This window comes from Rhodococcus sp. IEGM 1379 (assembly GCF_030056815.1).
GTDB lineage: Bacteria > Actinomycetota > Actinomycetes > Mycobacteriales > Mycobacteriaceae > Rhodococcus_F.
In genome coordinates this window covers 114,664-140,655 of record NZ_JASHKR010000003.1, presented here as the reverse complement: position 1 = coordinate 140,655, position 25,992 = coordinate 114,664, and the positions used below count along the sequence as shown (strand labels likewise).

The 25,992-nt window shown below is 60.8% G+C and carries 22 protein-coding genes; 14 read left to right on the top strand and 8 right to left on the bottom strand.

Annotation, left to right across the window (positions count from 1 at the left end; genetic code table 11):
- Nucleotide 1 precedes the first annotated feature (1 nt).
- From QM600_RS03205 to QM600_RS03170, 8 genes are all read left to right on the top strand, one after another.
- Nucleotides 2-1,132: an FHA domain-containing protein gene (locus QM600_RS03205; protein ID WP_283260039.1), complete on the top strand. Its 1,131-nt coding sequence runs from the start codon at nt 2-4 to the stop codon at nt 1,130-1,132.
- Complete coding sequence (locus QM600_RS03200; protein WP_283260038.1) at nt 1,129-2,670, top strand: serine/threonine-protein kinase; 1,542 nt, start codon at nt 1,129-1,131, stop codon at nt 2,668-2,670. Before QM600_RS03205 ends, QM600_RS03200 begins: the two co-directional genes overlap by 4 nt.
- Complete coding sequence (locus QM600_RS03195) at nt 2,667-3,392, top strand: hypothetical protein (protein WP_502942853.1); 726 nt, start codon at nt 2,667-2,669, stop codon at nt 3,390-3,392. The genes QM600_RS03200 and QM600_RS03195 overlap by 4 nt, the downstream gene beginning before the upstream one ends.
- Before the next feature lie 3 nt (nt 3,393-3,395).
- Entirely contained in the window at nt 3,396-7,898 is a 4,503-nt protein-coding gene (locus QM600_RS03190) for a type VII secretion EssC family protein (protein ID WP_283260036.1), read from the top strand.
- A gap of 143 nt (nt 7,899-8,041) precedes the next feature.
- The gene (locus tag QM600_RS03185; RefSeq protein WP_283260035.1) at nt 8,042-8,323 is read left to right on the top strand and encodes a WXG100 family type VII secretion target; all 282 of its coding nucleotides are present in this window, start codon (nt 8,042-8,044) and stop codon (nt 8,321-8,323) included.
- A gap of 75 nt (nt 8,324-8,398) precedes the next feature.
- On the top strand, nt 8,399-9,454 hold the full coding sequence (locus QM600_RS03180; protein ID WP_283260034.1) for a hypothetical protein: 1,056 nt from the start codon (nt 8,399-8,401) through the stop codon (nt 9,452-9,454).
- A 17-nt stretch (nt 9,455-9,471) separates the two neighbouring features.
- Complete coding sequence (locus tag QM600_RS03175) at nt 9,472-10,269, top strand: hypothetical protein (protein ID WP_283260033.1); 798 nt, start codon at nt 9,472-9,474, stop codon at nt 10,267-10,269.
- Between the two features lie 51 nt (nt 10,270-10,320).
- Complete coding sequence (locus QM600_RS03170; RefSeq protein ID WP_283260032.1) at nt 10,321-10,968, top strand: hypothetical protein; 648 nt, start codon at nt 10,321-10,323, stop codon at nt 10,966-10,968.
- A 122-nt stretch (nt 10,969-11,090) separates the two neighbouring features.
- On the opposite strand, the gene QM600_RS03165 is transcribed toward QM600_RS03170, so the two are convergent.
- Nucleotides 11,091-11,888: an IclR family transcriptional regulator gene (locus tag QM600_RS03165; protein ID WP_283260031.1), complete on the bottom strand. Its 798-nt coding sequence runs from the start codon at nt 11,886-11,888 to the stop codon at nt 11,091-11,093.
- Nucleotides 11,889-12,169: 281 nt separating this feature from the next.
- Complete coding sequence (locus QM600_RS03160; protein ID WP_283260029.1) at nt 12,170-13,360, bottom strand: 3-ketosteroid-9-alpha-monooxygenase, oxygenase component; 1,191 nt, start codon at nt 13,358-13,360, stop codon at nt 12,170-12,172.
- 262 nt (nt 13,361-13,622) lie between these two features.
- Here QM600_RS03160 and QM600_RS03155 point away from each other — a divergent pair, with 262 nt between their 5' ends.
- From QM600_RS03155 to QM600_RS03130, 6 genes are all read left to right on the top strand, one after another.
- Entirely contained in the window at nt 13,623-14,792 is a 1,170-nt protein-coding gene (locus tag QM600_RS03155; RefSeq protein ID WP_283260027.1) for an acyl-CoA dehydrogenase family protein, read from the top strand.
- 63 nt (nt 14,793-14,855) lie between these two features.
- Nucleotides 14,856-15,698: an IclR family transcriptional regulator gene (locus QM600_RS03150; RefSeq protein ID WP_283260026.1), complete on the top strand. Its 843-nt coding sequence runs from the start codon at nt 14,856-14,858 to the stop codon at nt 15,696-15,698.
- Nucleotides 15,699-15,871: 173 nt separating this feature from the next.
- Nucleotides 15,872-16,921, top strand: coding sequence for an ABC transporter permease (locus QM600_RS03145; protein ID WP_349307239.1), 1,050 nt, complete (start codon nt 15,872-15,874; stop codon nt 16,919-16,921).
- Entirely contained in the window at nt 16,918-17,850 is a 933-nt protein-coding gene (locus QM600_RS03140; protein ID WP_283260024.1) for an ABC transporter permease, read from the top strand. The genes QM600_RS03145 and QM600_RS03140 overlap by 4 nt, the downstream gene beginning before the upstream one ends.
- Nucleotides 17,847-18,881 carry an ABC transporter ATP-binding protein gene (locus QM600_RS03135; protein ID WP_283260023.1) on the top strand — a complete coding sequence of 345 codons (1,035 nt, stop codon included), beginning with the start codon at nt 17,847-17,849 and terminating at the stop codon, nt 18,879-18,881. The genes QM600_RS03140 and QM600_RS03135 overlap by 4 nt, the downstream gene beginning before the upstream one ends.
- Nucleotides 18,878-19,726, top strand: a complete 849-nt coding sequence (locus tag QM600_RS03130; protein WP_283260022.1) for an ATP-binding cassette domain-containing protein — start codon at nt 18,878-18,880, stop codon at nt 19,724-19,726. The genes QM600_RS03135 and QM600_RS03130 overlap by 4 nt, the downstream gene beginning before the upstream one ends.
- A 70-nt stretch (nt 19,727-19,796) precedes the next feature.
- On the opposite strand, the gene QM600_RS03125 is transcribed toward QM600_RS03130, so the two are convergent.
- The 6 genes from QM600_RS03125 to QM600_RS03100 all read right to left on the bottom strand — a co-directional run bounded on the left by QM600_RS03125 (nt 19,797) and on the right by QM600_RS03100 (nt 25,971).
- A complete protein-coding gene (locus QM600_RS03125) occupies nt 19,797-20,522 on the bottom strand; it encodes an alpha-hydroxy-acid oxidizing protein (protein WP_502942852.1) in 726 nt (241 codons plus the stop codon).
- A gap of 260 nt (nt 20,523-20,782) precedes the next feature.
- Nucleotides 20,783-22,390: an ABC transporter substrate-binding protein gene (locus tag QM600_RS03120; protein ID WP_283260021.1), complete on the bottom strand. Its 1,608-nt coding sequence runs from the start codon at nt 22,388-22,390 to the stop codon at nt 20,783-20,785.
- Between the two features lie 166 nt (nt 22,391-22,556).
- On the bottom strand, nt 22,557-23,333 hold the full coding sequence (locus QM600_RS03115; protein WP_283260020.1) for an SDR family NAD(P)-dependent oxidoreductase: 777 nt from the start codon (nt 23,331-23,333) through the stop codon (nt 22,557-22,559).
- Nucleotides 23,334-23,367: 34 nt separating this feature from the next.
- Nucleotides 23,368-24,159 (bottom strand): SDR family NAD(P)-dependent oxidoreductase, encoded by a 792-nt coding sequence (locus tag QM600_RS03110; protein WP_283260019.1) that lies wholly within the window; start codon nt 24,157-24,159, stop codon nt 23,368-23,370.
- 77 nt (nt 24,160-24,236) lie between these two features.
- Nucleotides 24,237-24,815, bottom strand: coding sequence for a TetR/AcrR family transcriptional regulator (locus tag QM600_RS03105; protein WP_283260018.1), 579 nt, complete (start codon nt 24,813-24,815; stop codon nt 24,237-24,239).
- 97 nt (nt 24,816-24,912) lie between these two features.
- Entirely contained in the window at nt 24,913-25,971 is a 1,059-nt protein-coding gene (locus QM600_RS03100; protein ID WP_283260017.1) for a phosphotransferase family protein, read from the bottom strand.
- Nucleotides 25,972-25,992 lie beyond the last annotated feature (21 nt).

Below are 25,992 nucleotides of genomic sequence, written 5' to 3'. Positions count from 1 at the left end.
CATGCCTCATCTCTATCGGCCTGGCTGCAATGTGGCGGTTGTCGGCAAAAACGTGGTTGTGGTGCTCGAGGCGGGCATAGATCCTTCATCGGTGCTGGCCGTTTACGACGTAGTGCGCGATGGGGGTGGCGTTCACGACGTCGAATCGCGCCTGGCAGGTGTCGAGAACTTTGCTGTGGTGCCGCGCAGCGGTGATCTGGTGGTGTGCGGACGGTTTCGGACCCACGACGTCGGTGGCGCTGTTGCGGTCTCGCAGCCTGGTCTGGGGGTGTGGGCGAGCACGGTGCAATTGCCGGTGGGTTCCGGTGTAGTCCTGATGTCCGAGATAGCAGTGGCCTGGGCTCAGTCTGAGCCGGAAATCCGACCGGAGCCGATTGAGCCTTCTCCGGTAGGAATAGCTGTCACCGAGGAATGGCGCGGCGAAGCTGGATTCGTGGACCCGTCAACCGATCTGGTGGGTGCGTACGACGACATGCTCGGGTCACCGCTTTCAGTCGTGCCGGCGCCGCCCGCGGCTAGTTCCACGCCGCCTACGCCGCCCACGGCTAGTTTCACGCCGCCCGCAGCGCCCGTTGTGGGCGATCACGATGGTTTGACATCGATGTGGTCGCAGGTCCTTGCGCCGCCACCGCCGCCGGCAGCAGCTGTTCCGCCGCCGATCGCGGTGATTGAGGGACCGACTGTGCTGGCACGGGTGTGTCCTCTGGGGCATCCGAATCCGCCACACCGGGATCGATGCCGCGCGTGTGGTGCGCCGTTGGAAGGGGAGAGCCGTACTGTTCCGCGACCGGTACTGGGAAGCATCCGTATGTCGACCGGCGTTGTGCATCACATCGAGCGGCCCGCATCGATCGGCCGTCAACCTGTGGCCACTCAAGCGTCGGGATATGATGTGCCGCAATTGATCACGGTTCCCAATCCGTCCGGCGACATTTCCCGCTCGCACCTCGCCTTGAAGGTGGACGGATGGCATGTTCTGGCCGTGGACCTCGGCAGTACCAATGGTTCGTTCCTGCGTCGCGGTGGGCATGCCCCGCAGCGCCTGCTGCCCAATGATCCTGTGCTGCTGGTCGATCGTGACGTCGTTGTGCTCGGCGACGAGGTCACACTGACCTTCGAGGGGTTGTCGTGAACGCGCTTCGGCCGCAACCGTCGCCACCTCGGATCCCGGGGTACGAGTATGTCGAGATGCTCGGATCCGGTGGATTCTCGGACGTATTTCTTTATCAGGAGCACGCGACGCGGCGTCGGGTCGCGGTCAAGGTATTGCTTGACAGCACAATGAAATCGGTTGCCCGGCGTACCTTCGAGAACGAAGCGCAGTTGATGGGTCAACTGTCCTCGCATCCGGCGATCGTGCCGGTGTTCAACACCGGGCATGCTCCGGACGGGCGTCCCTACCTGGTCATGGAGTATTGCCCGTTGCCGAATTTCGGTGCGCGGTTTCGCACCGAACGGTTACCGGTCGCGGACGTACTTCGGGTGGGTATCGAGATTGCGGGTGCCGTCGAGACAGCCCATCGTGGGGGAATTCTGCACCGCGATATCAAGCCGGCGAATATCTTGGTGACCGCCTATCGTCGTGCTGTCCTGACGGACTTCGGAATCGCCGGTATGCGGGGGGCGGAGGGTGACGCGCTGTCGGGCTTGTCAGTCCCGTGGGCACCGCCGGAGTTCTTCGAGGAAAACCCGCACGGTGAGGTGCCGTCGGACGTGTGGGGTTTGGCGGCGACGCTGTACTCGATGTTGGCGGGACGCGCACCGTTCGAAATACCGGGTGGCGATAACTCGGCTCATGCTCAGGCAGCACGGATTTCGTCAATTGCCCTGCCGCGGACAGGTCGTCAGGATGTGCCGGCGTCTTTCGAGAATGTTCTGGCTACGGCAATGGCGAAGATTCCACAACAGCGTTATCCGTCGGCGCTGGACCTGGCGCGGGGACTGCAGACCGTGCAGGCCGAATTGCAATTGCCGGTGACGTCGGTCGATTTGGTGGAAGCGGTTGCACCGAACGAACGTGTGATCACGGAAGCCGAAGACGGTGACGGTACTCGATTCTCGGTTCGCAGTATCGACCCCACCGGTGGCGGTCAAAATCGCGCTGCGTGGGCATCTGCGCCGGCGCTACCGGTGGAGCGTGTGTTCGAGACGCCGGCGCCGGTTCGGGCACCTACCGCGGAGGAGTTGACGTCAACTCGCGCGCGTCTGGATATTGCGACACCGATCCCTGCCCCTGAATCTGCAGCGCCCACACGGAAATGGCCCTTGGCGCTGGCCGGGGTCATCGTTGTCGTCGGGGCTGCGGCCGTCGGTGGGGTAGTGGTATTCGGTGGGGGGCCGGATTCGGATGTTCCGGAATCATTGGCGCCGACGCTGCCTAGCGCGGCACCGGCTGCGGCGAGCGGTGGCCGGGTTCCCGCAGTGACCGACGTCGTGGGGGTTGTGAACGGCGATACCGCAACGTTTACCTGGGTCTACCCTGACCCGCAGGTAGGGGACAGTTTTCGCTGGACCCGCACCCGCACCGGGCGCGACGAGTCGGTCCAGCAGAGCAGTGCGAGTTCCGTCGCGGTACCGGTGTCGTCGGGCCCCAGTACTTGCATCGAGGTCACCGTGGTCCGTGAATCGGGCCGAGCATCAGCGATCGCTACCGAAGGATGTGCGACATGAGCGGAGCGAGGCTCGAGTTCTGCGGCGAGGTCACAACTTTGGCGATCGAGCAGGAATTTGTGGTCGGTCGTGAAGGTGACCTGTATATCGACGACAATCCGTTCCTGCATCGGAGATTTCTTGTTCTGCGTCATGAGTTGGGGTTCTGGTGGCTGATCAACGAGGGTATGCGGTTGTCCGCGACGGTCTCGTGTGCAGGGGACGGACTCCAGGCGTGGCTGCCACCGAAGTCGCGGTTGCCGTTGGTGTTCGGTGAGACAACAGTGGTCTTCACGGCTGGTCCGGTGACCTACGAGTTTTCGGTTCATGCGGAATCTCCGACCTTTCGCGGCGCGGTGATTCCCGGCTCCGGGCCGGGGGTTCGTTCTGCGGAATCGCGCGGCAGTCGGCTGGACGAAACTCTCGGGGATCTTCCCCTCACGGACGCGCAGAAGGCGCTGATCGTGGTGTTGGCCGAACCGTTGCTTCGACGCGAAGGGACAGGTTCGAGCCGGATTCCGTCGTCGGCGCAGGCTGCGGAACGGCTCGGTTGGCCGATCACCAAGTTCAATCGCAAGCTCGACAATGTGTGCGACAAGTTTGACCGGATCGGCGTGTCAGGGCTCAGGTCTGGGCCGCAGGGTCCGGCAACGAACCGTCGTACCCGGTTGGTCGAATATGCGATGGCCGCGCGCATCGTCACTCGCGACGATTTGCCACTTCTCGATCGTATGGAGGGATGACGGGTGCATCTGAAGCTGACACTGCACAGGGCGCAGGGGCGCACGACGAATGTATCGGTCACGGTCGATGCCACTGCGTTGGTCGGTGACCTCGCGCGGGCACTGTATTCGAACGATCCTGTGCGCGCCGGTAGCGAGGCCACTGTTCCGCCTGATCTGACACTGCGGGTGCAATCGAGGTTCGGTGACGGAGAATCCGGCTCGACACTGGATCCGCAGCGCAACCTCACCGAAGCAGGCTTGCGCTCGGGTTCCGTAGTGGCGATCACGCGTCATACACATCGATCCGTAGGTGTCGGCCGCGGACCGACCGCCGCGTTACTGCGAATTGTCTCCGGCCCGGAACAGGGCCGTGAGATTGCCCTTCCAGCGGGAATCAGCTCTATCGGTCGTTCGGCTGACTGTGATGTAGTACTGCGTGACTCAATGGTCAGCAAGCGTCACTGCCGTGTCCTCGTGGGTGAGTCGATCGAGATTGTGGACGCGAACTCCGTCAACGGGATCGTGATGGGTGGCCGACGCGTGCAACGTGCCCAGGTTGGCCCCACCGATCAGGTAGTCCTCGGTGACAGCCTTCTGACATTCACGCAGACAAAGCTGGCTGGAACCGTGGAACCCACAAGCTCCGCAGTGGAATTCAATCGTTCGCCACGTGTGGTCGCGCGCTTCGACGAGCAGTCCTTTGATCCGCCCGCGTTGCCCAAGGTCATGGAACCGCAACGGTTTCCGATCGTGTCGATGGTGGCCCCGCTCGTCATGGGTATGGTCCTGTTTGCCGTCACTCGCAGTCTGTTGAGCATCGTCTTCATCGGGTTGAGCCCGATGATGATGCTGGGCGTGTGGCTTGACGGAAGGTATCAGTCGAAGAAGCGACTCGAGCGAGAGATCGCGAATTTCGAAGCGGAACTTGTTGCTCTGCAACAGGAAATTGTGGTCGAGAAACAGCTCGAACGTGCGGTCCGGCTCAGCCGAACACCTTCGGTCGCGGAAGTGCTGACCTCCGTGCACCGACTCGCGTCGCCGATGTGGTCGTATCGGCCCGAACACGACGCGTTTCTCACGGTCCGTCTCGGGTTGGGTACCGTCCGCTCGTTCTGCACCTTGGAATCATCGGGTAGTTCCGATGGGATTGCCGAGTATCGCGGACGGATTCGGGACTACAAGCGAGTGGTCGACATCATCGACCATGTCCCGTTGATCGGCGACTTTCGCACCGCCGGCACCATCGGTGTTGCGGGTCGCCGCGGTGTTGTCGAAGGAGTTGCGCGAGGTCTGGTTCTGCAATTGGTAGGTCTGCATTCGCCGGCGGAACTCGTACTTGCAGTGATGGCATCACCGTCGACATGTCCGGTCTGGGAGTGGGCGGAATGGTTGCCGCACACAGGTTCTGTGCATTCCCCCATCTCGGGGGCACATCTGGCAGGCAATCCGGGAACCGGATCGGCGTTGCTGACGCAGCTCGAGGACGTGATCGCCTCCCGCGGTTCGGAGCGCCCGGGTGCGCCGCAGGAATGGGGCAGCGTCGACGGTGAAGACGGGTCGAGTGTCCTCGCCGAACATGACCGCCCGATCTTGCCGGCCATCGTCGTCGTGGTCGAGGATGACGCCCCAGTCGATCGGGCCCGATTGACGAGGTTGGCGGAATTGGGCCCTGACGTCAACGTCCATGTGCTGTGGGTGGCCAGTCAATTGGAGTCGCTGCCGTCGGTGTGCCGGACATTCATTCTGGTGGAGGTAGATTCGAACGGTGCCACCGTAGGGCAGGTGCGTCACGGTGTTCACTCGCACCCGGTGCAGTGTGAGTCGGTGGACGAGCAGTCGGCGCAGGCTGCTGCGCTGTTCCTCGCACCGGTCGTCGATTCCGGAGTGGCGGTGGACGACGCCAGCGACTTGCCTCCGGCCATCAGTTGGTTGGACCTGGTCGGCCTCGACATTGCCGAGGAGAGTGGCGCCGTTCTCGAAGGTTGGCGCCTGGACGGTTCCTTGACCGAGCGTGACGGAGACGGTGTGCCGTTGCCGGATCAGGATCGACGCAAGGCGGGTGACCTGCGGGCGATGATCGGTTCGCTGGGAGCTGGAGCGTTGGCGTTGGATCTGCGAGAGCAGGGTCCACATGCTCTCGTCGGCGGAACCACCGGTTCGGGCAAGTCCGAGTTTCTGCAGACCTGGGTCCTGGGAATGGCCGCTGCACACAGCCCGGATCGGGTCACCTTCCTCTTTGTGGATTACAAGGGTGGGGCAGCGTTCGCGGATTGTGTGGATCTGCCGCACACAGTTGGTTTGGTAACGGACCTGTCGCAACACCTCGTTCGGCGAGCGTTGACGTCCTTGCGCGCCGAGATCCATTTCCGCGAGCGACTTCTCAACCGGAAGAAGGCCAAAGACCTGATTTCGCTGGAGAAGACAGGCGACCCCGAGTGCCCACCCAGCTTGATCATCATCGTCGACGAATTTGCGGCGCTGGTACAGGAAGTCCCGGAGTTCGTCGACGGTGTTGTGGACGTTGCGCAGCGTGGCCGTTCGCTCGGCTTGCATCTGATTTTGGCCACGCAGCGTCCGGCCGGCGTTGTCAAGGATAATTTGCGTGCCAACACCAACCTGCGAATCGCGTTGCGGATGGCGGACGCCGAAGATTCGAGTGACGTGATCGGAGTCCCGGACGCGGCACATTTTCCGACGAATATGCCGGGGCGCGCTGCCGTGCGGACCGGGCCGGGTCGACTCACCGCATTCCAAGCTGGTTACGCCGGCGGACGAACAACGGAAGTACCTGAGGCGCCACCGATTTCGATTTCCGAAATGCAGTTCGGCGCGCGCGTGCACTGGGACGAGCCGCTACCCGAGGGACAGGTCGAGGAGGACCTACGACCGACCGACATAGTGCGTACGGTTTCGACAATCCGCGCTGCTGCGGAAGCGGGGCGTATTCCGGCGGCCCGTAAGCCGTGGCTGCCGGTACTCGAGGAGGCTTACGGTGTGCGGCAACTGAATCCGCCGGGCCAGGGCTCCTCTGACAATCGACTGCTCCTGGGCGTTGCCGACGACCCGCAGAATCAGGCCCAACCGACGCTGTACTACGACCCCGACGTGGACGGGAACCTGGCGATCTTCGGGGCCGGCGGTTCGGGGAAGTCAGCGACGCTGCGGCAGATTGCGATTGCCTCGGCCATCACGGTTTCCGGTGGTCCGGTGCATTGCTACGGGCTCGATTTCGGTTCGGCGGGATTGAAGCTGATCGAACCACTGCCGCATGTCGGCGCAGTAATCTCCGGCGACGACGAAGAGCGGATCGGGCGCCTGATGCGCCGACTGGTAGAGCTCATCGACACGCGATCGGAGTTGTATGCACAGGCCAACGCGTCGAACATTACCGAGTATCGCAAACGGGCAGGGCAACCCGACGAGCCTCGCATCATGGTTCTGGTCGACGGCATCGGCGCGTTCCGCGAGGCCTACGAGCTCTCGACGCTCTCGCCGTGGTTCAGCCTTTTCACTCAGATCGCCACGGATGGACGCAGTGTCGGTGTGCACGTGGTGATCTCGGCCGACCGGCCCACCGCCGTGACGGCGTCACTCGGATCGACTATCGGACGCCGTATCGTCCTGAGGCTTGCTGGTCCCGACGACTACATGATGCTCGACGTCCCGAAGGACATTCTCGACGCGACCTCCCCACCAGGCCGTGGCATCATCGGTGATCTCGAAGTGCAGATCGCGATGATCGGCTCCGACGCGAATGTTGCGGTGCAGGCGAGGGAAGTTCAGGCACTGTCGACGGCTATGCGTCGGCGCGGAGCCGATGTGGCTCCGACCATCGAGGCGCTCCCCTCAGAGATCGAACTCAGCTCACTGGTCGAGTATGTCGGCCGCACAGCAGATTCCGAGCCGATGCCGGCATTCGCCGTCTCCGATCGCTCACTCGAACCGATCGGATTTCCGCCGACGGGAGCATTCCTGTTGTCCGGACCGCCAGGTTCGGGGCGCACGACCGCATTGCACACCATGGCGCAGGCCGTTCGGCGTGCCACGCCTACTCGCAATCGAGTTCTGCTGGCTCCCAGACGAACTCCACTCGCCGATCGGGAGCAGTGGACGGAGAAGGCGGTGGGCTCCGAGGCAGTGGGAGCGCTCGTCGGGCAGATCAGCGAGGCAGTCCGCAGTGGGCAGGTGGAACCGGGGAGTATTTCCGTGTTCATCGATTCGGTGACAGCGTTCACGTCGACTCCGGTAGAAAACGACCTCGTCGAGATGATTCGACTACTCGGATTGGACGGTCACCTTATCGTCGGGGAGTCCGAACATTCCACCTGGTCGCAGGCGTGGTCGCTAGCCGGTCCGTTCAAATCTGCCCGGCAAGGCCTGCTGCTGGTTCCCAACGACGGTGACGGCGACACATTGCTTGCGACAGCGCTCGGCCGTATCCGACGGTCGGACTTCCCGCCGGGCCGAGGCTTTCTCGTCGGTCCGGGAGGCGCGCAGAAAGTGCAGGTGGCGATGCCGAGCTAAGCAGATGAATTTGGGCGATGGGGAGAACTGCCCATTCCGGTACTGCCGGAATCGCCCTAAATTGATGTCAGTAGCAATCTCAGATGCCAGAAGTAATCGCACACAAGCGTTCCCGTTCGCGGAACCTATTCAGAGGAGTTGTCATGGCAGGAATGGTTGGTCTCAATCCGGAACAGATCGAACAGATGGCGCAGCAGATCAAGGCTCAGGCCGACGCGATCACCGACGTCATCGCTCGTGTGACCAGTCAGGTCAACACCAATGTTCCCGCCAATTGGGCGGGCCAGGATGCTCAGCAGTTCAAGGGCGATTGGGAAGGGCAGCTTCGTACTTCTTTGCAGAACGTCGTGAACCAGCTCGACCAGTTTGCGACCATAGCGAAGACCAACGTGCAGAAACAGCGCGAGGTTTCGAACTCCCTCTGATGTCCGAGTCGGACTCACGCCACATGCCGTGGCGTGAGTCCGCGATTTGTCTGTCCAGTCCGGAAGGAATCGAAAATGGCGGATCAATCAATGATCGGCGCCGACGTCGCAGCATTGCGAAACTTTGCCCGCGAACTTGATCGGGCGGCAGTCGATGTCCGGGCGGCACGCAAGTACGTCAATGCGATTGTGGTGAACAACGGTGCCTGGTTCGGTCCGAACTTCGGGATGTTCGTGGCGGCCTGGGCGAAACTGGCGATCAATCTGACTCAGGTGTCCGAGCAACTCGAGGCTGCGGGACGAACTGTCCGTGCAAACGCGGACGCGCAGGCCGCGGTCAGCGGTGATCTCGGCGCTCATGCCATCGGTTTGGTTGGGTCAGCCGGCGGGGCGGCATCGAATTCGCCTCGCACTTCGGCAACGTTGGCGGGTTTCCTGAATCAGGCAAGCTCGGCGGACGGCACAAACGAGAACGGGATACGCATCCAAACGGTGATCGGGGCAGACACTGAGAAACGCTATGTCGTATCTATTGCCGGATCGGGCGGTGGTGCGAGCGGTGATTGGAGTGGTTGGGATCCCACGAAGGCATTGACCTGGTGGGAGAACCTTCCAGTTGCCAATGGATTTCCGGGTTGGGCGACGCTGGAAGTCGCATACACTTTGCACTTGATGGGAGTCCCGAACGACGCAGAGATTCTCTTCGTCGGCCATTCTCAGGGCGGCGCGCACGCGGAAATGCTGGCGGAAAGTGGTTTCTATCCCCACTCCAGCGCTATCAACGAAGGTGGACCTCGAGTTCCGGGAGGAACCGGTGCGAACATCCTTCGCCTTGAAGGAAACAGCGCTGCCGACAATCTGATCGAGTCCCTGTCGATGGCTGGAGAGAGGGTGCGTAGCCTTCCGTACGACCCATTGGGGCTATCGATGCTGTCGCGGGGGAACGACGGTGCGATCTTCCAGGCGCATTCAGCCCGTGGGAATATTTACGGCGGCCATTTGGACCACGCCGCGTTCGGCCGGGCCGCCGATCAGTTCGAGGCCAGCGATGATCCGAAGCACCAAGCGTTGCAGGAGAGACTGTCCAGGTTCACGAACAGTGAAATCTATTTCGATACCGATCCGCGCTGAGAAGGGATTGAAGGCTGATGGCTTCCGGAATGATCGGTGCGGACATTGTTGCGTTGCAGAATTTTGCCCGCGAACTTACGCGATCAGCGAATGACGTTGCGGCCGTACGGAAATATGTCAATTCGATTGTCGTGAACAACAATGCTTGGTTCGGTCCCAACTTTGGCCTGTTCCTGCAGAAGTGGGGCCAACTCGCGGTCGAACTGACTGTGGTGGCGGCCAGGCTCGAGGACGCGTCGCGGACCGTTGCGGCCAATGCCGAAGCGCAGGCTCAGGTGAGTGGATCGCTCGTTTCCGGTGGGACCACCAGCAACACCGGTGGGGTGCCCGGGGCCCTGTTTGATCGTGGTGTTCTCGATGGTGTCAATGCAGTCGTCAATGCCGGCCGAGTCGGTGTGTCTGTGCTCGGACACGAACTTGGTTTCGGTCAGTCGGTCGGTGACGTCGCCGGAGTGATCCCGGTCCTTGGGACGGCTATCACTGCGGTCGGATTGGTCAACACCTGGAACGATCCGCAGTGGAGCTTGGAACAGAAGCTCGTCCAGTCGGTCGGTGTGGGGATGGACGTTGCGGGAGGTGAGATGATGTCGGTTGGACTCAAAGGCCATCCACTTCTGTTCGGCGCGGGTATGGCGACAACATCGTGGTCGATGGCGATACAGGCCGCGGGGCAAGCAGACTTCAGCCCTGAAGGCATCAACACAGTTGTGCAAGAGATAGCGCGCGATCCCAGCCTCCTGGTCGGGGATCTGGGGAACGCCTCGGTGAAGGTGCTCACGGGGTTCGGTTTGAGAATCGGCGGCGCAGCGCTGTAAGCCTGAAGTGTTTGACGGATGAAATATGCTGAGCGAGAACAGGATTTCCTAATGAGTATCACAACTTTGTTGACCGACGACGAGATCTTGGCTGTGTCACTGCATGGTGGCTCGAACTGGCCGGGATTGTTGCCGAGCGTCGCGGAATCGGCGGCTTTGCGAACCGTTGCTGCGATGCGCGGCGTGCGTTCAATGCTCGTGCGGGAATTGGCGAGAGCAGACAACGACTCGTTGTCTTTCCCTGCGGATATCCATGACCATGTCGATTCGTTTCGCACTGCGAAAGCTGTTTTCGGCTACCATGTTTCGACTCTGGATGCACCGGTCTTCTTCGGTGGCGACGGTGCCGCCATTGCGGTGCCTGCTTTCGGTGAGGCGAGGATCAACTCGGTGACATCGGCTGGTGTGCATCGACTCAGTCGTTCGGACTCGTCGACGGTGGCGCGATCGCTGCGCGATCTGTTGGTCGGCACGTATTCGGTGGGTGAAGCGTCGGAACTCGGCGTGTTGATCTATGCGGGAATTCGACCGGGTGCGTCCGTTCTGTGGGTGAGCCGCGACCGAATTGTTCGGGGCGTCTTCGGGTTAGATACACCGGAGCGGGGTAGTCGACTGATTGTGGTCGATCGACTCGAGGTTGATGGCACCGCGATCGAACCGTTTGTGTGCGAGGTCCTTGGATCGGTGCCGACAGGGTAGGTGCTGCTACTTTTGAGGCCTGAACGCGGCATGTCAACCGACACATGTATGCCGAGGCAGGTGCTGTCAGGTTTGTTGAAAGAAGTAGCAGTGCAATTTGTTTGGAGTGTTTCGACCTGGATTCAGGCGTAGCGAACCTGGGGTATGCGAGCGGCAGTCGGGAGGCTGCGGAGCTGGCTGCGGCGTTGCAAAGTCGGGACAACGGCTTGTGCGCCGGACATGTTCTGCATGATAGCGATAGCTGCCATTCTGATCGGAGCTGCGTGGTGATGGTCGAATTTGAGGTGCTCCAGGGGTCCGCAGATCGAGATGGCCGCAATCGCGCCACCGATCGGGCCGATGGGCACGGCGATACCGCCTATGCCCGCGACATTTTCACCGGTTGCGAAGGCCATACCCTGTTGGCGAATCTTGTCGAGCTCGTCCGCGAGGGCGGGCGAGCCTGCCGCCGGCGCTGTGGCCGAGCAGGCAAGGAGTGCTTTCCCGATTGGTGACTTGTCCGCGGGGAATCGACCCCCGGCGCGGGACGGTAGTGCGAATGCGACGCGCCCACCGATCTTCTCGAGATAGATCACGTCCGAGTCATGGAGGATGCCGAGATGCACGACGTGACCGGTTACTCGATGCAATTCGTGGAGGAACGGCAGTGCTGCGTGATGTAGGCGATCCTGATGGATGGCAAGAGATCCCAACTCCATGAGGCGGAGTCCGAGTTCGTAGTTACGTCCGTCTCGCCGCAGCCAACGTATCTGCACCAGTCGTTCGAGTATTCGATGTGCGGACGATCGCGGCAGCCCGGTCAGTGTGACTACTTGGGTAAGCGTGAGGAGCCCTGGTCCGTCGAAGGCGTCAAGGACCAGCGAGACCCTGTCCAGAATTGCAGTGGGGGCGGAATCGGTACTCCGGACCTGACCGGTCATGTCTTCTCCCTGTTGTAACTGTCTGTTCGGCGAAGCTGTCGATAACGACCAGCAATGCTCTGATATCGGTATTTCAATGATGAATCGTGGGGGATATGCGTCCGGCCTGCGGGGCGCTGACACGTCCCGCAGGCCGGAAGGTTTATCGTCAAGTGCTCAGATTGCGAAGAGTGTCGCGCTTCCTGGTTAGTCGTGAACGTGTCTGGGGATCAACAGCATTCGGGAATGCTGGGTGAATTTGTCTCGGCCGGGCCGTCAGTGCCCCAGGTACGTTTCGCCACTCAAGATTCGGTGTCCTGCAATTCGGATTCGCGCCGAGCAATGATCTCGGCTACTTCCTGTTCCCAAACTGTGACGGCCCGAGTCGTATCGATTTCGAATTCGAAGCGGTGAGTCATGTCCGGGGTGATATCCGCGACGTCGACATAGAACTGCTGGTACCAGCGTCGCAGCTGATAGACAGGTCCGTCCTCTTCGCAGAGCAGGGGATTGTCGATGGGAGCCTTGTTCTTCCAGATCTCGACATCCTGTAGGAAACCGCTCTCGACGCCCGTGACGAACTGGACCGCCATCGCGGCGGACTCTTCGTCGGTCATGCCCGGCAGCTTCTTCATCGAGACGCCGTACATCAGGACAAACGAATTCTCGTCGATCGGATAGTGGCAGTTGATCAGCGCCGTCTCGACCTCGGCGCCATTGGCATTGATCCAGAGTTTGTCGACCATGTACGACGGGCCGAAATAGGACGCATCCGAGCGCAAATGCTGGTTCGGATCGTCATAGGATGCTTCGACGTCGAGTCGGGGTGTCGACTCCTGGTACTGCGTGGCGATGTGACCCTCGAAAATGTTCTTGAAGTATCGAGGGAATGACTTGTGGACATAGAAGAAGTGCGCCATGTCTACGACGTTGTCGATGATCTCGCGGCAGTGAGAACCCTTGATGATCTGTGCGTTCCACGTCCAGTCAGTCCACTCGTCGGTGCCGATGCCCTCGATCTGGGGGATGGTGACTTCGTCGGTGGGCTTGGATCCCTCCGGGTCGTGCCAGACAAAAAGTTGGCAATTACGTTCGATAGTGGTCCAGGCGCGAGTGCGAGCAAGGGGAGGTACGCGTCGTGCGTACGGAATGTCGGTGCATTTCCCGTTGCCACCCCAGCGCCAATCGTGGAACGGACACGCGATCGAGTCGCCCTTTACTTCTCCGAGTGCCAAGTTGCCACCCATGTGTCGGCAGTAGGCATCCAGCACTTTGATGTCGCCCTTGCTGTCGGCGAAGACAACGAGGCTTGTTCCGAATGCTTCGATCTGGTGTGGCTTGGCGTCTCGGAACGTCTCGCTCAGGCCGAGGCAATGCCACCCGCGGGCGAAGCGAGACGGTGCCGGTGCAGCCTCGATCAAGCGGATAGCTTCGTCAGTGTCAGTGTCAGTGTCAGTGTCGGCGTTGTTGGTGGGGGCGGTGTCGAGCGTCATGTTTCCTCCGTGCCGCGTCGATGTTGCGTCGAGCGCTCAGTCGTTTCCATGTGATCCACCTCATAGAATCTTGAAGTGCGGATGTGGGCAAGATCGTCTCCCGGTAGGCGGAACATGGCCACTGGCCTGTGTCTTTTCAGTCGGACTAGGGCAGGGGTCGAGTTCGTGAGTACTACTGCAGTGTGGGCAGGTGGCACTGTTCACGACTCCCGCTCACTGGACCGTGTGAATTGGGAATTGTGGTGCCGGTCATAATCGGAGCGTGGACAGTGTCAGTGATTCCCTTGCCGAAGCAATTGCTTCCTTGCTTCCCGAGATCGCCGTGCATGCGGCCGAAGCGGATCGCCGTGGGCGGTTGCATGAGAACACTGTGGACGCTTTGAGTGAAGCCGGGGCATTTGCACTGTGTATCCCGAATCGATTCGGTGGATCGCAGGCTGATCCGTCTGTATTTCTACGGACGGTGCGTGAACTGGCAACGTCCTGCACATCAGCCGGCTGGGTTACTGCATCCTTCGGGATCGCCGCTTGGCAGTTGGCGCTGTTCACGGATGAGGCGCAAGCCGACGTGTGGGGCGGTCCGAGCGGTCACCGTGCCAGGTTATGCGGCTCGCTCACCCCAGGCGGCACTCTGACTTCGACTGGGCGAGGACTCGTTCTGCGAGGCCGATGGAAGCACGTCGTGGGAAGCCGCGGATCGGAGTGGGCAATCGTCGGGGCGGTGCTATCGGATCAGTCCGGCGCGCCCGTCGACTTCGTCCTCGTACTGGTGAATGCCAAGGACTATCGGATTGAGGCGGGCACCGATGCCCTCGGGTTGCGTGGGGCGGACATGAACGACCTCGTTGTCGCCGGAGTTTCCGTTCCGCAGCATCGAGTGTTCGGAACGGCCGAGCGCGCGCAGATAAGTAGCCGTCACGAACTTCTGTACAGATTCCCACAATCAGTCTTGTATGTGCATGCACTGACGGAGCCGATCATCGGTGCAGCGCAGAGCGCGTTGAGGCATCACATCGAGAGTGTTCGGTCCGCTCACGAAACAAGATCGGGCCCATTGTCGTCGGCCGACCGCGACAGCTATGTGACGATCGCGCGGGCTGCCGGCGAGATCGACACCGCTGCCTTGCTTCTGGATCGCAGCATCGAGGTGGCGACAACGGCCACTGAAGAGCATCGAGAACTCGAAACGGGTGAGTGGGTTCGAGGTCGCCGAGATCCGGTCCTGGCATTCGAGCGTGTTGTCGAAGCAGTCGAACTGATTTTCGCGACAGCGGGCAACGGCGCGATCGCCACCGACGATCCGCGGCAGCGTGTGTGGCGAGATGCCCGCACAGCCAAGGTGTACACCGTCCACAGTGCGGAGCGCCCTCTCGAAGTGTATGGACAGTGGGCGACCGGACTGGATGTGAGCGCCGGGTTCCTGGCCATCTGATCGAGGCGACAACACAGTGAGATATCGGACCAGCAGAAATACGGACCAGGAGGCGAGGCGAAAATGACTACCGGATCTCCGTCGATGATCGAGCGAATGACTCTGATCATGAGTGTCTTCGACACCGACACGTCGATGTTGCGCCTCGTGGACGTTACCGAGCGCACAGGGCTGGCACGGTCGACTACCCATCGGATTCTCGACCAGTTGGTGGGTTACGGGTGGCTTAGACACACGGGCGACTTCTATCTATTGGGTGACCGCTCCAAGGAGCTTGGCGCCAAGGTGGTCAACCATTCCAGACTGAGAACCGCCGCTGCACCGATTTTGCATACGCTGCACGCCGAAACCGGACTGGTTGCGCATCTCGGGTACGTGGACGGAACCGACGTCGTCTATCTCGACAAGGTGGGGGGACAGGCGTTTCCGCGGGTGCCGACGCGAGTAGGCATCCGGATTCCCGCGCATGCCACCGCTCTGGGAAAATCGGTGTTGTCGTTTTGGTTGCCTGAGCAGGTGGACACCGTACTTCCTGCGAAGCTGTCTGCCCGTACCGCGTCGACGATCGTCGACCGCAGCGTATTGCATCATGAACTTGCCCGAATCCGTGCTCGCAACGGACTTGCCTTCGACCGTCAGGAAGTCGCCTTCGGAATCGGTTGTGTGGCCGCGGCATTGCGGGCGCCAACCGGTGTGCACGCCGGCTTCTCACTTTCCGGTGACCTCAGGTCCGGGGTTCTCGAACGCGCAGCGCCAGTCTTGCTCGCCGCCGCGCGCCGCGTGACAGAGGCACTGTTCCCAGATGCGCCCGGCGATGCTGTTGTGCGCGAAGGTAACGCGGCACCGGAGAGTGGCCGGGTGTTGTCGTGGATGCTCGATATGAGTCGTGGAACCGAACGAATCTGACTTGAGATAATCGGTCCGATTCCGGCCTCCCGTTCAGTGGGAGAGTTGTGTGACCCAGCCCCTCGGGTGGCTCTATCCTCACTGCACTGCCCGCAGTTGCGGCTACCGGGAAATCTCCGCTGCGACGTTCAATTGACGTCGAGGTGACTCACAATGTGTCTTAATCAGTTGCAATGCAACATTTTTCAGCACATTTCATTCCATTCGTGAGCTCCGGTCAATGTTCATGTCGACCCGACCGCCGATGTGCGCGCGGGTTCTCGAGGATGGTGAAGCTGATGGTGCGATTTATCAGGCAACGGGTGTTACTTGCCATACCGACGATCCTCATCGTGACATTTCTAGTCTTCGTCCTGATGGAGTTGTCGCCTTCCGATCCTGCTCTGGCACTGGCCGGCGATAATCCGACTCCGGAAAAACTGGCAGAAGCGCGAGCTGCGTTGGGGCTGGATCGGCCCATGCTGGCCAGATACGTCGAATATCTGGGAAACGCCGTGCGAGGTGATTTCGGGACTTCGCCGATCACTCACCAATCAGTACTGAGTGACTTGATGTTCCGCTTGCCGATCACTGCCGCGTTGGTGCTGCTTTCACTCATTTTTACAGTCGTCCTGGGTGTCACGCTCGGAACCCTCGCTGCCGTCTACAAGGGAGGGGTCGTGGACTGGTTCGCAAATAGTGTTGCCGCGCTGTTGATGTCAGTCCCGCCGTTTGTCGCGGGAGTTCTACTCATCTTGTTTCTCGCAGTCTCGTCGCAGATGTTCCCGGCAACCGGATACGCGACGCTGTCGGACGGACTAGTGCCTTGGCTCACGTACATGACCCTGCCCGCGTTGTCTCTCGCCCTGATTCCTGCAGCATTGCTTACGCGCCAGGTGCGCAGCGCCATGGTCGACGCTCTTGAAGAGGACTACATCCGAACTGCGAGGGCGAAAGGGCTCCGACGCGTCACCGTGGTCGGAAAACACGCGGCCAAGAATGCTGCCGTTCCAGTAGTGACTGTCTTGGGATTGGTGGTTACCCAAATGGTCGGTGGCGCAGTAGTGGTGGAGAAACTCTTTGCCATCCCCGGACTCGGGTCGGTGAGCGTAGACGCGGTGCTGACCGGTGATCTGGTGACTTTGCAAGGCCTCGTGCTCTTCATTGCACTGGTGGTAACCGCGGTGAATCTACTTGTTGACGCCTCCTACGGCTACTTCAACCCGAGATTGAGAGTCCGATGACGATACCTGAGCTCGAAAAGTTCGAAGTTGTTGTGAATCGGCCGGATTCGCAGAGTGAGGCACCGGTCGAGTCGAAGTCGTGGGTCCAGCGCAGCAGAGTCCTTCGGAGACTGCTCGCAGACAAGGTCGCGATGGCTGCCGTCGGAGTCATCACGTTCCTGATCGCAGTGGCTGTATTTGCGGATTGGCTTGCCCCGCAGGACCCGAACAAGGCGTCGATCGCGGATCGACTGAAACCACCGTCGTCGGCGCACTGGCTGGGTACCGATGAACTCGGCCGGGACGTCCTCAGTCGGTTGATCGTGGCCACCCGACTCGATTTGCTCGCGTCCTTCGAAGCAGTGGGTATAGCGCTGGTAATCGGCGTGCCGCTCGGTCTGTTGGCCGGGTACTTCGGCGGAGTCGGTGACGCCGTGACGAGTCGAGTCATCGATGCTCTGATGACCTTGCCTCCACTCATCCTGGCGGTGGTGATCATCGGAATTCTCGGCCCCGGACTGACTACGGCGATGCTGGCCATCGGCATCCTGATCATCCCGTCCATCTACCGAGTTGTCCGCGCGTCCACCCAGAGCACTCGTTCCGAGTTGTACATCGAAAGTGCCCGCGCCGCTGGATGCGGGCACGGTCGTATCATCTTCAGGCACGTCCTACCCGCAGTATCAGCGCCGTTGCTCGTCCAGGCTTCCTTTGCTGCTTCGGCAGCCATCGTCGCGGAGGCAAGTCTCTCGTACTTGGGCCTCGGAGCCCGTGCGCCGCAGGCGACCTGGGGTCTGATGCTCAAGGAAGCTGCGTCCTCGCTTGCTACCAGCAGCTACCTACTCTTTCCGCCCGCAATCATGATCTCGGTGACGATCTTGGCACTGTCACTGCTCGGCGACGGCCTGCGGGACGCCATGGGACGACAGAACAAGGAGGGAGGCAAGTGACTACTCTTGATCAGGCGGTGGTCGTCGACAAGGCCGCCGGTTCGGACGTCGTTCTGCAGACCACCGGTCTCACAGTGGAGGTCAGTACTGAGCACGGTTGGGTTGAGGTCGTGGACGGCGTTGATCTGACGGTTCGGCGTAACGAGACCGTGGGACTGGTCGGTGAATCCGGATCCGGAAAGACACTGACTTCGCTTGCGGTCATGGGGTTGCTCCCGGAGAACGCACGAATCAGCCGCGGCGACGTGAGACTGTCCGGACGAACCATCTCCGGGTTGTCGGAGAAGGCGCTCAGTGACATCCGCGGTGTTCAGGCCGCGATGATCTTCCAGGAGCCTCGGCGTTGTTTGAATCCGGCATTCACGGTGGGCGATCAGGTGGCTGAATCCTTACGTAGACACCGTGGTTGGTCACGCAAGCAGGCGAAGGCGCGAGTCATCGAACTGTTCGAGCTTGTCGAGATCCCCGATGCGGCTCGTCGAATTGATCAGTACCCGCACGAGTTCAGCGGTGGCATGTGCCAACGCGTCATGCTTGCAATGGCGTTGGCCTGTGATCCCGAACTGTTGATCGCAGACGAACCGACCACGGCTCTGGACGTGACCGTGCAGCGCCAGGTTCTCGAACTCATCCGAAGGTTGCAGGGAGAGTTGGGCCTGGGAGTCCTGCTCATCACCCACGATCTGAGTGTCGTTGCCGAGATGTGTGATCGGGTGACCGTCATGTACGCCGGACAAGTTGTGGAGTCGGCAGAAGTGGATCCCTTGTTCTATACGCCGAAGAATCCGTACACGAGTGCCTTGCTGCAGTCGATGTTGGAGCCCTCTGGGCGCGGAGAACCGTTGGGCTACATCCCCGGATCCGTTCCGCCTCCGCATCTGTTTCCGTCGTCATGCCGTTTCCAGGAGCGCTGCACACACGCAGTCGAATCCGTGTGTGGCCGCGCAGTGAATCTCGAGACTGTGAGTGCAGCGCACCTGACCCGGTGTGCCCGAGCTGCCGATCTGGCTTTACCAGGAGTGTCCGCATGACTGTGCAACCGAGCGAACTAGCAGTGTCGACGGGCCAGGCAACACTGTCCGTTCGGGGCCTGACAAAGACTTACGGGAACGGACCTACTCTGTTGCGTCGTAAGGGTTCTACCTTCACAGCTGTGGATTCGGTGGACCTCGATATCGCGCCCGGCACGACTATGGGGTTGGTGGGGGAGAGCGGGGCCGGCAAATCCACAGTCGGGCGGTTGGTGCTTCGCCTCATCGAACCCGATTCGGGTTCGATCGAACTGCTCGGGACCGACATTGCAGCACTCGGGCGCCGTGAGCTCGAGAAGATGCGTTCGGATGCCACCATGATTTTCCAGGATCCGTACACTTCGCTCAATCCTCGTATGCTGATCAAGGATTCGGTGACCGAGCCGCTGTTGGTCAAGGGCGGAAGCTCTCGCGCCCAGCGTTACGCCAAGGCCACGGACATGATCAAGCGAGTGGGTCTTACGGCGGCTCACCTCGAGCGCTACCCGTACGAAATGTCGGGTGGACAATTGCAGCGTGTGGCAATCGCACGGGCATTGATTACCGATCCGAGTTTCATGGTGTGTGATGAACCGGTGGCGGCGTTGGACGTGTCCACCCAGGCGCAGGTGATCAACCTGCTTCGGGACCTTCAAACCGAGCGAGGCTTGGCCTATCTGTTCATCTCACATGATCTTCGGTTGGTACGCCTTATTGCAGACAACGTTTCGGTGATGAAGCGGGGACGGATCATGGAGACGGGTGACGCGGTCGCGGTGTTCGATCATCCCCAGCACGAGTACACGCGAGAACTGCTCTCGGCGATTCCTGGTCGTAGTCCTCGTTTGAGACGCTTTTCGCGCTGAGCGCCGGGTAAGTAGGTACCGTCGACGAAATTGCAGGCGGTACCTACTATCTGGCCGAATCGAGGTATTTTCAGGTGGGGCGCACAATGTGTGACCGGTTGAGTTCGGCCACGGAACTGACTCCCATGAGCGTCAGGGTGCGGGCAATCTCCTCGTGAAATATCTCGACCACTCGCGACACCGTCTTCTCCGCCCGCAGCGAGTCCGTAGACGTAGGGGCGGCCGATTCCCACCAGCAGGCTCGCCCAACGCAAGAGCTTTCACGACGTCGCTGCCGCGTCGGATGCCGCCGTCCAAGCAGACGGGCACTCTTCCAATGCCACCGACCCGGTCCACTGCTGCGGGAAGGGCTTCGATGCTCGACAATGCGCCGTTGAGTTGATGCCCGCCGTGGTTCGACACCACGATGCCGTCGGCCCCCAGTTCTACCGCTGCGGCAGCGTCCTCGGGATCGAGGATGCCTTTGAGTCGTTGCCCACCGTGGCCGGCGTGCTGCGTCGAGCATGCTGGTGGGTGTCAGGGTGGGCGGAATTCCCATGCCGCGCTTGCGTTCACCTTCTCGATTTCCGGGGACGGGTACGTCGACGGTGATAATCAATGCACTATATCCGGCATTGCGTGCTCGGTCTACGAACTTCTTGGCCAAGGATCCGCCGGTACGGACGCTTGTCCACGGATAAAGCTGGAAGAAGTGGTTCTCGCTCGTTACGTCCGCTACCTCTTCGGCTGTGTACCTCGAGGGAGTCGAGATGACGGCGCGCATTCCCGCACGCTCGGCGGCGCGGGGGCGGCGCACTCACTCCGCCAGTGGATCAGTCCGGTCATTCCAGTGGGGAGAGGACGACCGGCAGGCTCAACGGTGTATTTCCTACCGTGACAGCGAGATCGGTTCCTTCTTTACCGGTGAGAATTCAAGACTGCAGTGTCCACCGGTCGTGATCAGCTTCGTTCGGGACTAGCGGCTGAATTCAGAGGCGGATATGGCAATACCCAGTGATCGAGGCGGGTGTTCGGCTTGCGCCGAACACACGCCTCGATTCTTGCGGCAGAAGCTACCTACTTGGTGATGTACACATTTCTCAGATCACTAACTCCGAACGGAGTGAAGGGAAGATTGCCCGTGCCGGTTCCGCCGACCTTCGGGGTGATCAGCATTCCCGTGACGCCCTGCATGAGCGGCGCGTATATAGCATTCTCGACCGAGAACTTGTTCACGGCTTCAGCTTTCGCCTGGCGCTCGGTGTCCGAGAGTGAAGAGTCGTCGATGCCGACCAGAAGAGGCTTCATGGCTTCGGGAGTGCCGCCGGGAAGGGTGAGCGGGCTGGTGTAGAGCCAGGTGAACCAGGCGGAAGGATCAAGAGACGCGGAGGTCATGTACGTGAACATGCCGGGTGCGTTGGACTTGCTGTATTCAGTGGTCAACTGCAGGATATCGACCGAGCGCAGTCCGATCTGGATCCCGATCTCCGCCAATCCTGCCTGGATGGCCTGAGCCTGGGCCGGCATCCTGCCGCTGTTGGCTACCAGGAACTCGCCGAGGTCCAACCCGTTCGGGTATCCGGCCTCTGCGAGAAGTTTCTTGGCTGCGTCGACATCGTAGGCGTAGGAATTTTCGCCGGCCTCGTAGAATCCGGGCAGAGTGCTCGGGAAGGGTTGCACACGTGCTGCCTGGCCTTCGCCGAACGCCGCCACCAAAGACTCCCGATCGAGGGCAGTGTTGATAGCCTGACGGACCTTGATGTTGGCCAGCGCGGGAATCGTGCTGTTCAAGAACATTCCGGAAACCGTCGAGGCAGTCGGTTGGCGTCGGACAATCACCTTGCCCGAGTCGATCTCACTCTGCAGTTGCGTGGTGCCGCCGCCGGCCTGCGCAACGTCCAACTGCCCGGTTCGAATGGCGTTGTTGCTGGCATCGGGAGCGTAGGCACCGATCTGTACTTCTGCGGGCTTTCCGGCATTGGTATCCCAGATATTCCCGTCGGAGCGCCGCTTGTAGGTGATCTTCTGTCCGGGCTCGAATGATTCGAGGACATACGCACCGGTGCCAACCGGTTTTGTTGCGAGATCGGAGTTTCCGAGTGCCTTGGGACTGATCATCGCGCCACCGATCGGGATGGCGATGGTGTTGAGGATGGTTGTAGTGGGACGGCTCAATCGAAGCTTCACTTCGTTGGGTGCCACTACGTCTACCGAACTGATGGCTGCGGTCGCGGTTGCGGAGGCAGATCCTGCTGCCGCCCGGTACCGGTCGATGTTCGCCTTTACTGCATCGCCGTTGAACGGTGTGCCGTCGGTGAACGTAACCCCTTCTCGCAGTTTCAGATCCAGCGTTGTGCCGTTGTCCGAGAAGTTCCACTCGGTGGCGAGCATCGGGGCGTACTGGCCGTCTTCGGTGACTTGGAGAAGTCGGTCGTAGACGGGCCATGTCGACATCAGGGTCCGCACTGCCTCGGGGGCCGCGACCGGATCGAGCGACGTGGCGACAGTTGCCCCGACGCGTATCGTGGCGTTGGTATCGACCTCGCCGGTGTTGCCTTGACTTCCCGTGCCGGCCGCTGCGCCTCCGACAGCCGTACTCGGGCTGCCACAGCCGGTCAAGGTCACCGCTCCGGCAGCCGCGACGGCCGCCACAGACAGCCAACGCTGTTCACGTTTCGATCTCATGAGAGTTCCTTCCAGAGGTGACGCGAATGCGTCCGGATGGCGAAGTTCTGTGATGACCGTAGTGCGCGGTGTGCGTGGCGGTCGTTTCATCTTCCCGTTCACCGGGAGATGTGTATTTCTTTGCAGCCCTAATGATTTGGTGCTCTGGATGAATCCAGTCGGGTACTCAGAAGCGGGGAATGCTGAGCCTGGAATGGGCGGCTCCGTCGACCGGGACCAGCGTGCCGTTGATGTAGGCGGACTCGTCGCTCACCAGGAATGACGCTACCGACGCGATCTCCTCGGCAGTGCCCAGGCGTCCCGACGGGATCTGCGACGCATAGGCTTCGGAGCCGCCGGGAAGGGTTGTGAGCCATTGACGTAGACCGGGGGTGTCCATCGATCCCGGTGAGATCACGTTGGCTCGAATACCCAAGGCCCCGTATTCGACTGCGATACTTCGGGTGAGGCTGATCATCCCGGCCTTTGCTGCTCCGTATGCAGCCAGGCCCGGCACCGCTCCGATGCCTGCTCCCGAAGTTGTCGAGAGGAAGACCCCAGATTTCTGTTCGAGCATGAATGGTAGTGCGGCCGAGATCCCGTAGTACATGGAATTCAGGTTGAGCACAACGGTATTGGCGAAGGCGGCGGGAGTGACCTCCAGGGTGGGTTTTGGTTGCTGCCCACCGGCATTGCTGTAGAGGATGTCCAGTCGACCGTATTTCTGGACGGCACCGGTGACGAGGAAGGAAACCTCGCCGGCGTCGGTGACGTCCGTCGTCACGGCAGTGGCGTCGCCACCGGCGTCGGTGATCAGATCAGCCGTGGCTGTCGCAGAATCGCCGTTGATATCGCTGACCACGACGGTAGCTCCGTCGGCTGCGAAACGTATCGCAGAGGCCCGTCCGATACCGCTGCCGGCGCCGGTGATAACAGCAATCTTGTTGCTGAGCTTTCTGCCCATGGTCTTCTCGATTCTCTCTGGGATTGCAGGGGATTTACGTCGCTGACGACATCTTTCGGAATCGCTCGGCAGCTTCGAGAAGCAGTGCGCTGCGGTCGAAGCCGCTTTGCTTCTGTGCCGTCTCGAAGTGGCCGGTGGTAATCCAGATCGGGCCCTGATCGAGGTGCTCGATGCCTTCGCGGGCTACGTCTTCGGGATCAGCCAAGACCAAGCCCGGCATATCGAGGTTCAATCCGAGGCGACCTAATGCAGGCGTTCGTGTTGCGCCGGGAATTACTTCGAGGACGTGAACACCGTGCGGAGCCAGTTCGAGCCACAAACCCTCGGCAAAAATTCTTCCGAAAGCTTTTGCTGCAGCATAGAAACTGATGTGCTCGGTTCCGAGGTATCCGGAGATCGACCCCATCAGGATGATGCCGCCACTGCCACGATTTTTCATCCGGCCGCCGAAGTGGTGGGTGAGGGCCAGTTGGCTCTTGATGTTCAGATCGATAGTGCGCTGCACGGCCGCGAGGTCACTGCTGACGAATTCGCTGGCATATGATCCTGCCCCGGCGTTGAAAACGAGCAGTCCCACGTCGAGTGGGTCCGTGACCGTTCGCAAGAGATCGAGCGCATCGTCGTCCAGTAAGTCGAGTTCGAGTGTCGTGACCTCGACACCCAGGGCGCGCGCCTCGGATGCGGTCTCTTCGAGTGGGCCACTCTTGCGGGCGAGAAGTACGAGATTAATACCGGCAGTGGCTAATTGGCGGGCGTAGGCACTGCCCACACCTTCGGATCCGCCGGCGATGACAGCCCAGGGGCCATAGTAATTCTTGTCGATCATCGTGCACCTCTCGAGTATGTATCAAACATTTGCTACGTAGGAGAATGTAGTCGGTGGTGTGAACTGTGCGGGGTCGGTCATTCTTGTGGTTCGATGCCTTCGAGGAAGACCGAGATCAAGGTATCGCCGAACTGTTCGATCGAATAGTTCTTGGTGGGGGTGAACCACCGCAGCGACAACCAGACCGCGTCGCGCATCAATCCGTAGATCACGTCTGCGGGTAGATCCGCGCGTAGCTGTCCGGCTTCGATTCCGGAGGCGATCGCATCCATCCACGTTGCCTTGGTGGTGCGGGCAGCGGAACGAATAGTGTTGTTCCCGGGAAGTTTTCGAAGATACTCGGAATTGTTCTGATAGATCTCCGAGGCATGTGGGTGCGCAACGCTTGCGGCCAGCGAGGCGTGAACGATCGAGGTAAGCCGATCCCGCGGATCGGCGTCGGTAATCGCTTCGTATCGAGCAGTCAGATCGTCGAGATACCTCGACACGATCATGTACGCGATTGCATCCTTGGATTCGAAGTAGTGATAAAGGCTGCCGGAGAGGATGCCGACTCCGTCGGCAATATCCCGCACCGGGGTGCCTGCGATTCCCTTGGTGGCAAACAGTGATGCTGCCTGCCCGAGAATCAGGTCGTGGCGCTCAGACCACTCCATGCCTACCTCCGATGTTTGTGCAAGGATCGCGTCGCGAATTCTACGACAGTTGAACAAAGGTTTGATGCGCGCCCGGCGAAAAGGGCGCCGCGGCGTTTCACGCGAGGTTCTGTGCGCGCGACCAGGCCTGTGCAGCCAGACGCTGTGCCTGGACGCCGAACGATTCGGGGGTGCGGTCTGTACGGCCCATCGATCCGCGAGATACCCGGGTGTAGACGCCTTCGACGATGCAGGCCGTTTTCCACCAGTTGAATGCCAGGTAGTACTCCAAGTCGTCGCCAGGCAATCCGGTCGCAGTCAGATAGCGTTCAGCCAGTTCGTCTCGGGTGGGTAGACCGGCCGCGAACGTCGGGGGCGTCTCGAGCGCGGTTACCTCGTCGCCAGGTTGCGCCCAGTACATCAAGAACTGCCCCAGGTCCGCCAATGGGTCACCGACTGTCGACAGTTCCCAGTCGAGCACTCCGAGCACCTGGCCCTGTGTACCCATCAGAGCGTTGTCGAGGCGATAGTCGCCGTGTACGACGCTCGAGCGCAATTGGGGTGGGATCCGACGACTCAATGCGTCACGGGCGCGACTGATGTCCTCGAGGACTCGCACACGATCTCCTTCCCAGCTGGCGGACCAGCGTGAGAGTTGCCGTTCGACATAGCCTCCCGATGCCGAGCGCTGCGACCAACCGTGAGCCGCGGGGTCCAACGAGTGCAGGCGCGCGAGAGTGTCGACGAGCGAATCGCCAAGTGCGCGGCGTTCTGTGAGAGGGAGGAAGGCCTCCACAGCGTCCGAGTCCCGCAGGATTTCTCCATCCAGGAATTCCATGACGAAGAATGGAGATCCGTTGACCTCGAGGTCAGTACAGACCCCGACGACCGTTGGAACCGCAACGCCGGTACCTGAGAGTCGCGACATGATGCCTGCCTCACGGACGACGTCGTGGGCGGTGGCCACGATCTTTCCCAACGGGGGTCGCCGGAGTACCCAACGAGTACCCTCGGCGTCGGTGACCAGGTACGTCAGATTCGAACGGCCACCGGCTATTTGTTCGAAGGTGAACGGAGCGAGAGCATTCGGGACTGCGCGCTCGAGCCAGGCGGTGACCGCGAGATGGTCGATACCGAGCGTGGCAGTGGTTCCAGTAGCAGTGGATCTATCGGTCATGTGCGGTCCTTGTTCATGCGT

Coding starts and splice junctions, on each gene's coding strand:
- QM600_RS03140 (WP_283260024.1), top strand. CDS start 16,918: ATGACGATACCTGAGCTCGAAAAGTTCGAAGTTGTTGTGAATCGGCCG.
- QM600_RS03205 (WP_283260039.1), top strand. CDS start 2: ATGCCTCATCTCTATCGGCCTGGCTGCAATGTGGCGGTTGTCGGCAAA.
- QM600_RS03180 (WP_283260034.1), top strand. CDS start 8,399: ATGGCGGATCAATCAATGATCGGCGCCGACGTCGCAGCATTGCGAAAC.
- QM600_RS03120 (WP_283260021.1), bottom strand. CDS start 22,390: ATGAGATCGAAACGTGAACAGCGTTGGCTGTCTGTGGCGGCCGTCGCG.
- QM600_RS03130 (WP_283260022.1), top strand. CDS start 18,878: ATGACTGTGCAACCGAGCGAACTAGCAGTGTCGACGGGCCAGGCAACA.
- QM600_RS03170 (WP_283260032.1), top strand. CDS start 10,321: ATGAGTATCACAACTTTGTTGACCGACGACGAGATCTTGGCTGTGTCA.
- QM600_RS03115 (WP_283260020.1), bottom strand. CDS start 23,333: ATGGGCAGAAAGCTCAGCAACAAGATTGCTGTTATCACCGGCGCCGGC.
- QM600_RS03185 (WP_283260035.1), top strand. CDS start 8,042: ATGGCAGGAATGGTTGGTCTCAATCCGGAACAGATCGAACAGATGGCG.
- QM600_RS03145 (WP_349307239.1), top strand. CDS start 15,872: ATGCAACATTTTTCAGCACATTTCATTCCATTCGTGAGCTCCGGTCAA.
- QM600_RS03105 (WP_283260018.1), bottom strand. CDS start 24,815: ATGGAGTGGTCTGAGCGCCACGACCTGATTCTCGGGCAGGCAGCATCA.
- QM600_RS03165 (WP_283260031.1), bottom strand. CDS start 11,888: ATGACCGGTCAGGTCCGGAGTACCGATTCCGCCCCCACTGCAATTCTG.
- QM600_RS03195 (WP_502942853.1), top strand. CDS start 2,667: ATGAGCGGAGCGAGGCTCGAGTTCTGCGGCGAGGTCACAACTTTGGCG.
- QM600_RS03150 (WP_283260026.1), top strand. CDS start 14,856: ATGACTACCGGATCTCCGTCGATGATCGAGCGAATGACTCTGATCATG.
- QM600_RS03175 (WP_283260033.1), top strand. CDS start 9,472: ATGGCTTCCGGAATGATCGGTGCGGACATTGTTGCGTTGCAGAATTTT.
- QM600_RS03110 (WP_283260019.1), bottom strand. CDS start 24,159: ATGATCGACAAGAATTACTATGGCCCCTGGGCTGTCATCGCCGGCGGA.
- QM600_RS03160 (WP_283260029.1), bottom strand. CDS start 13,360: ATGACGCTCGACACCGCCCCCACCAACAACGCCGACACTGACACTGAC.
- QM600_RS03100 (WP_283260017.1), bottom strand. CDS start 25,971: ATGACCGATAGATCCACTGCTACTGGAACCACTGCCACGCTCGGTATC.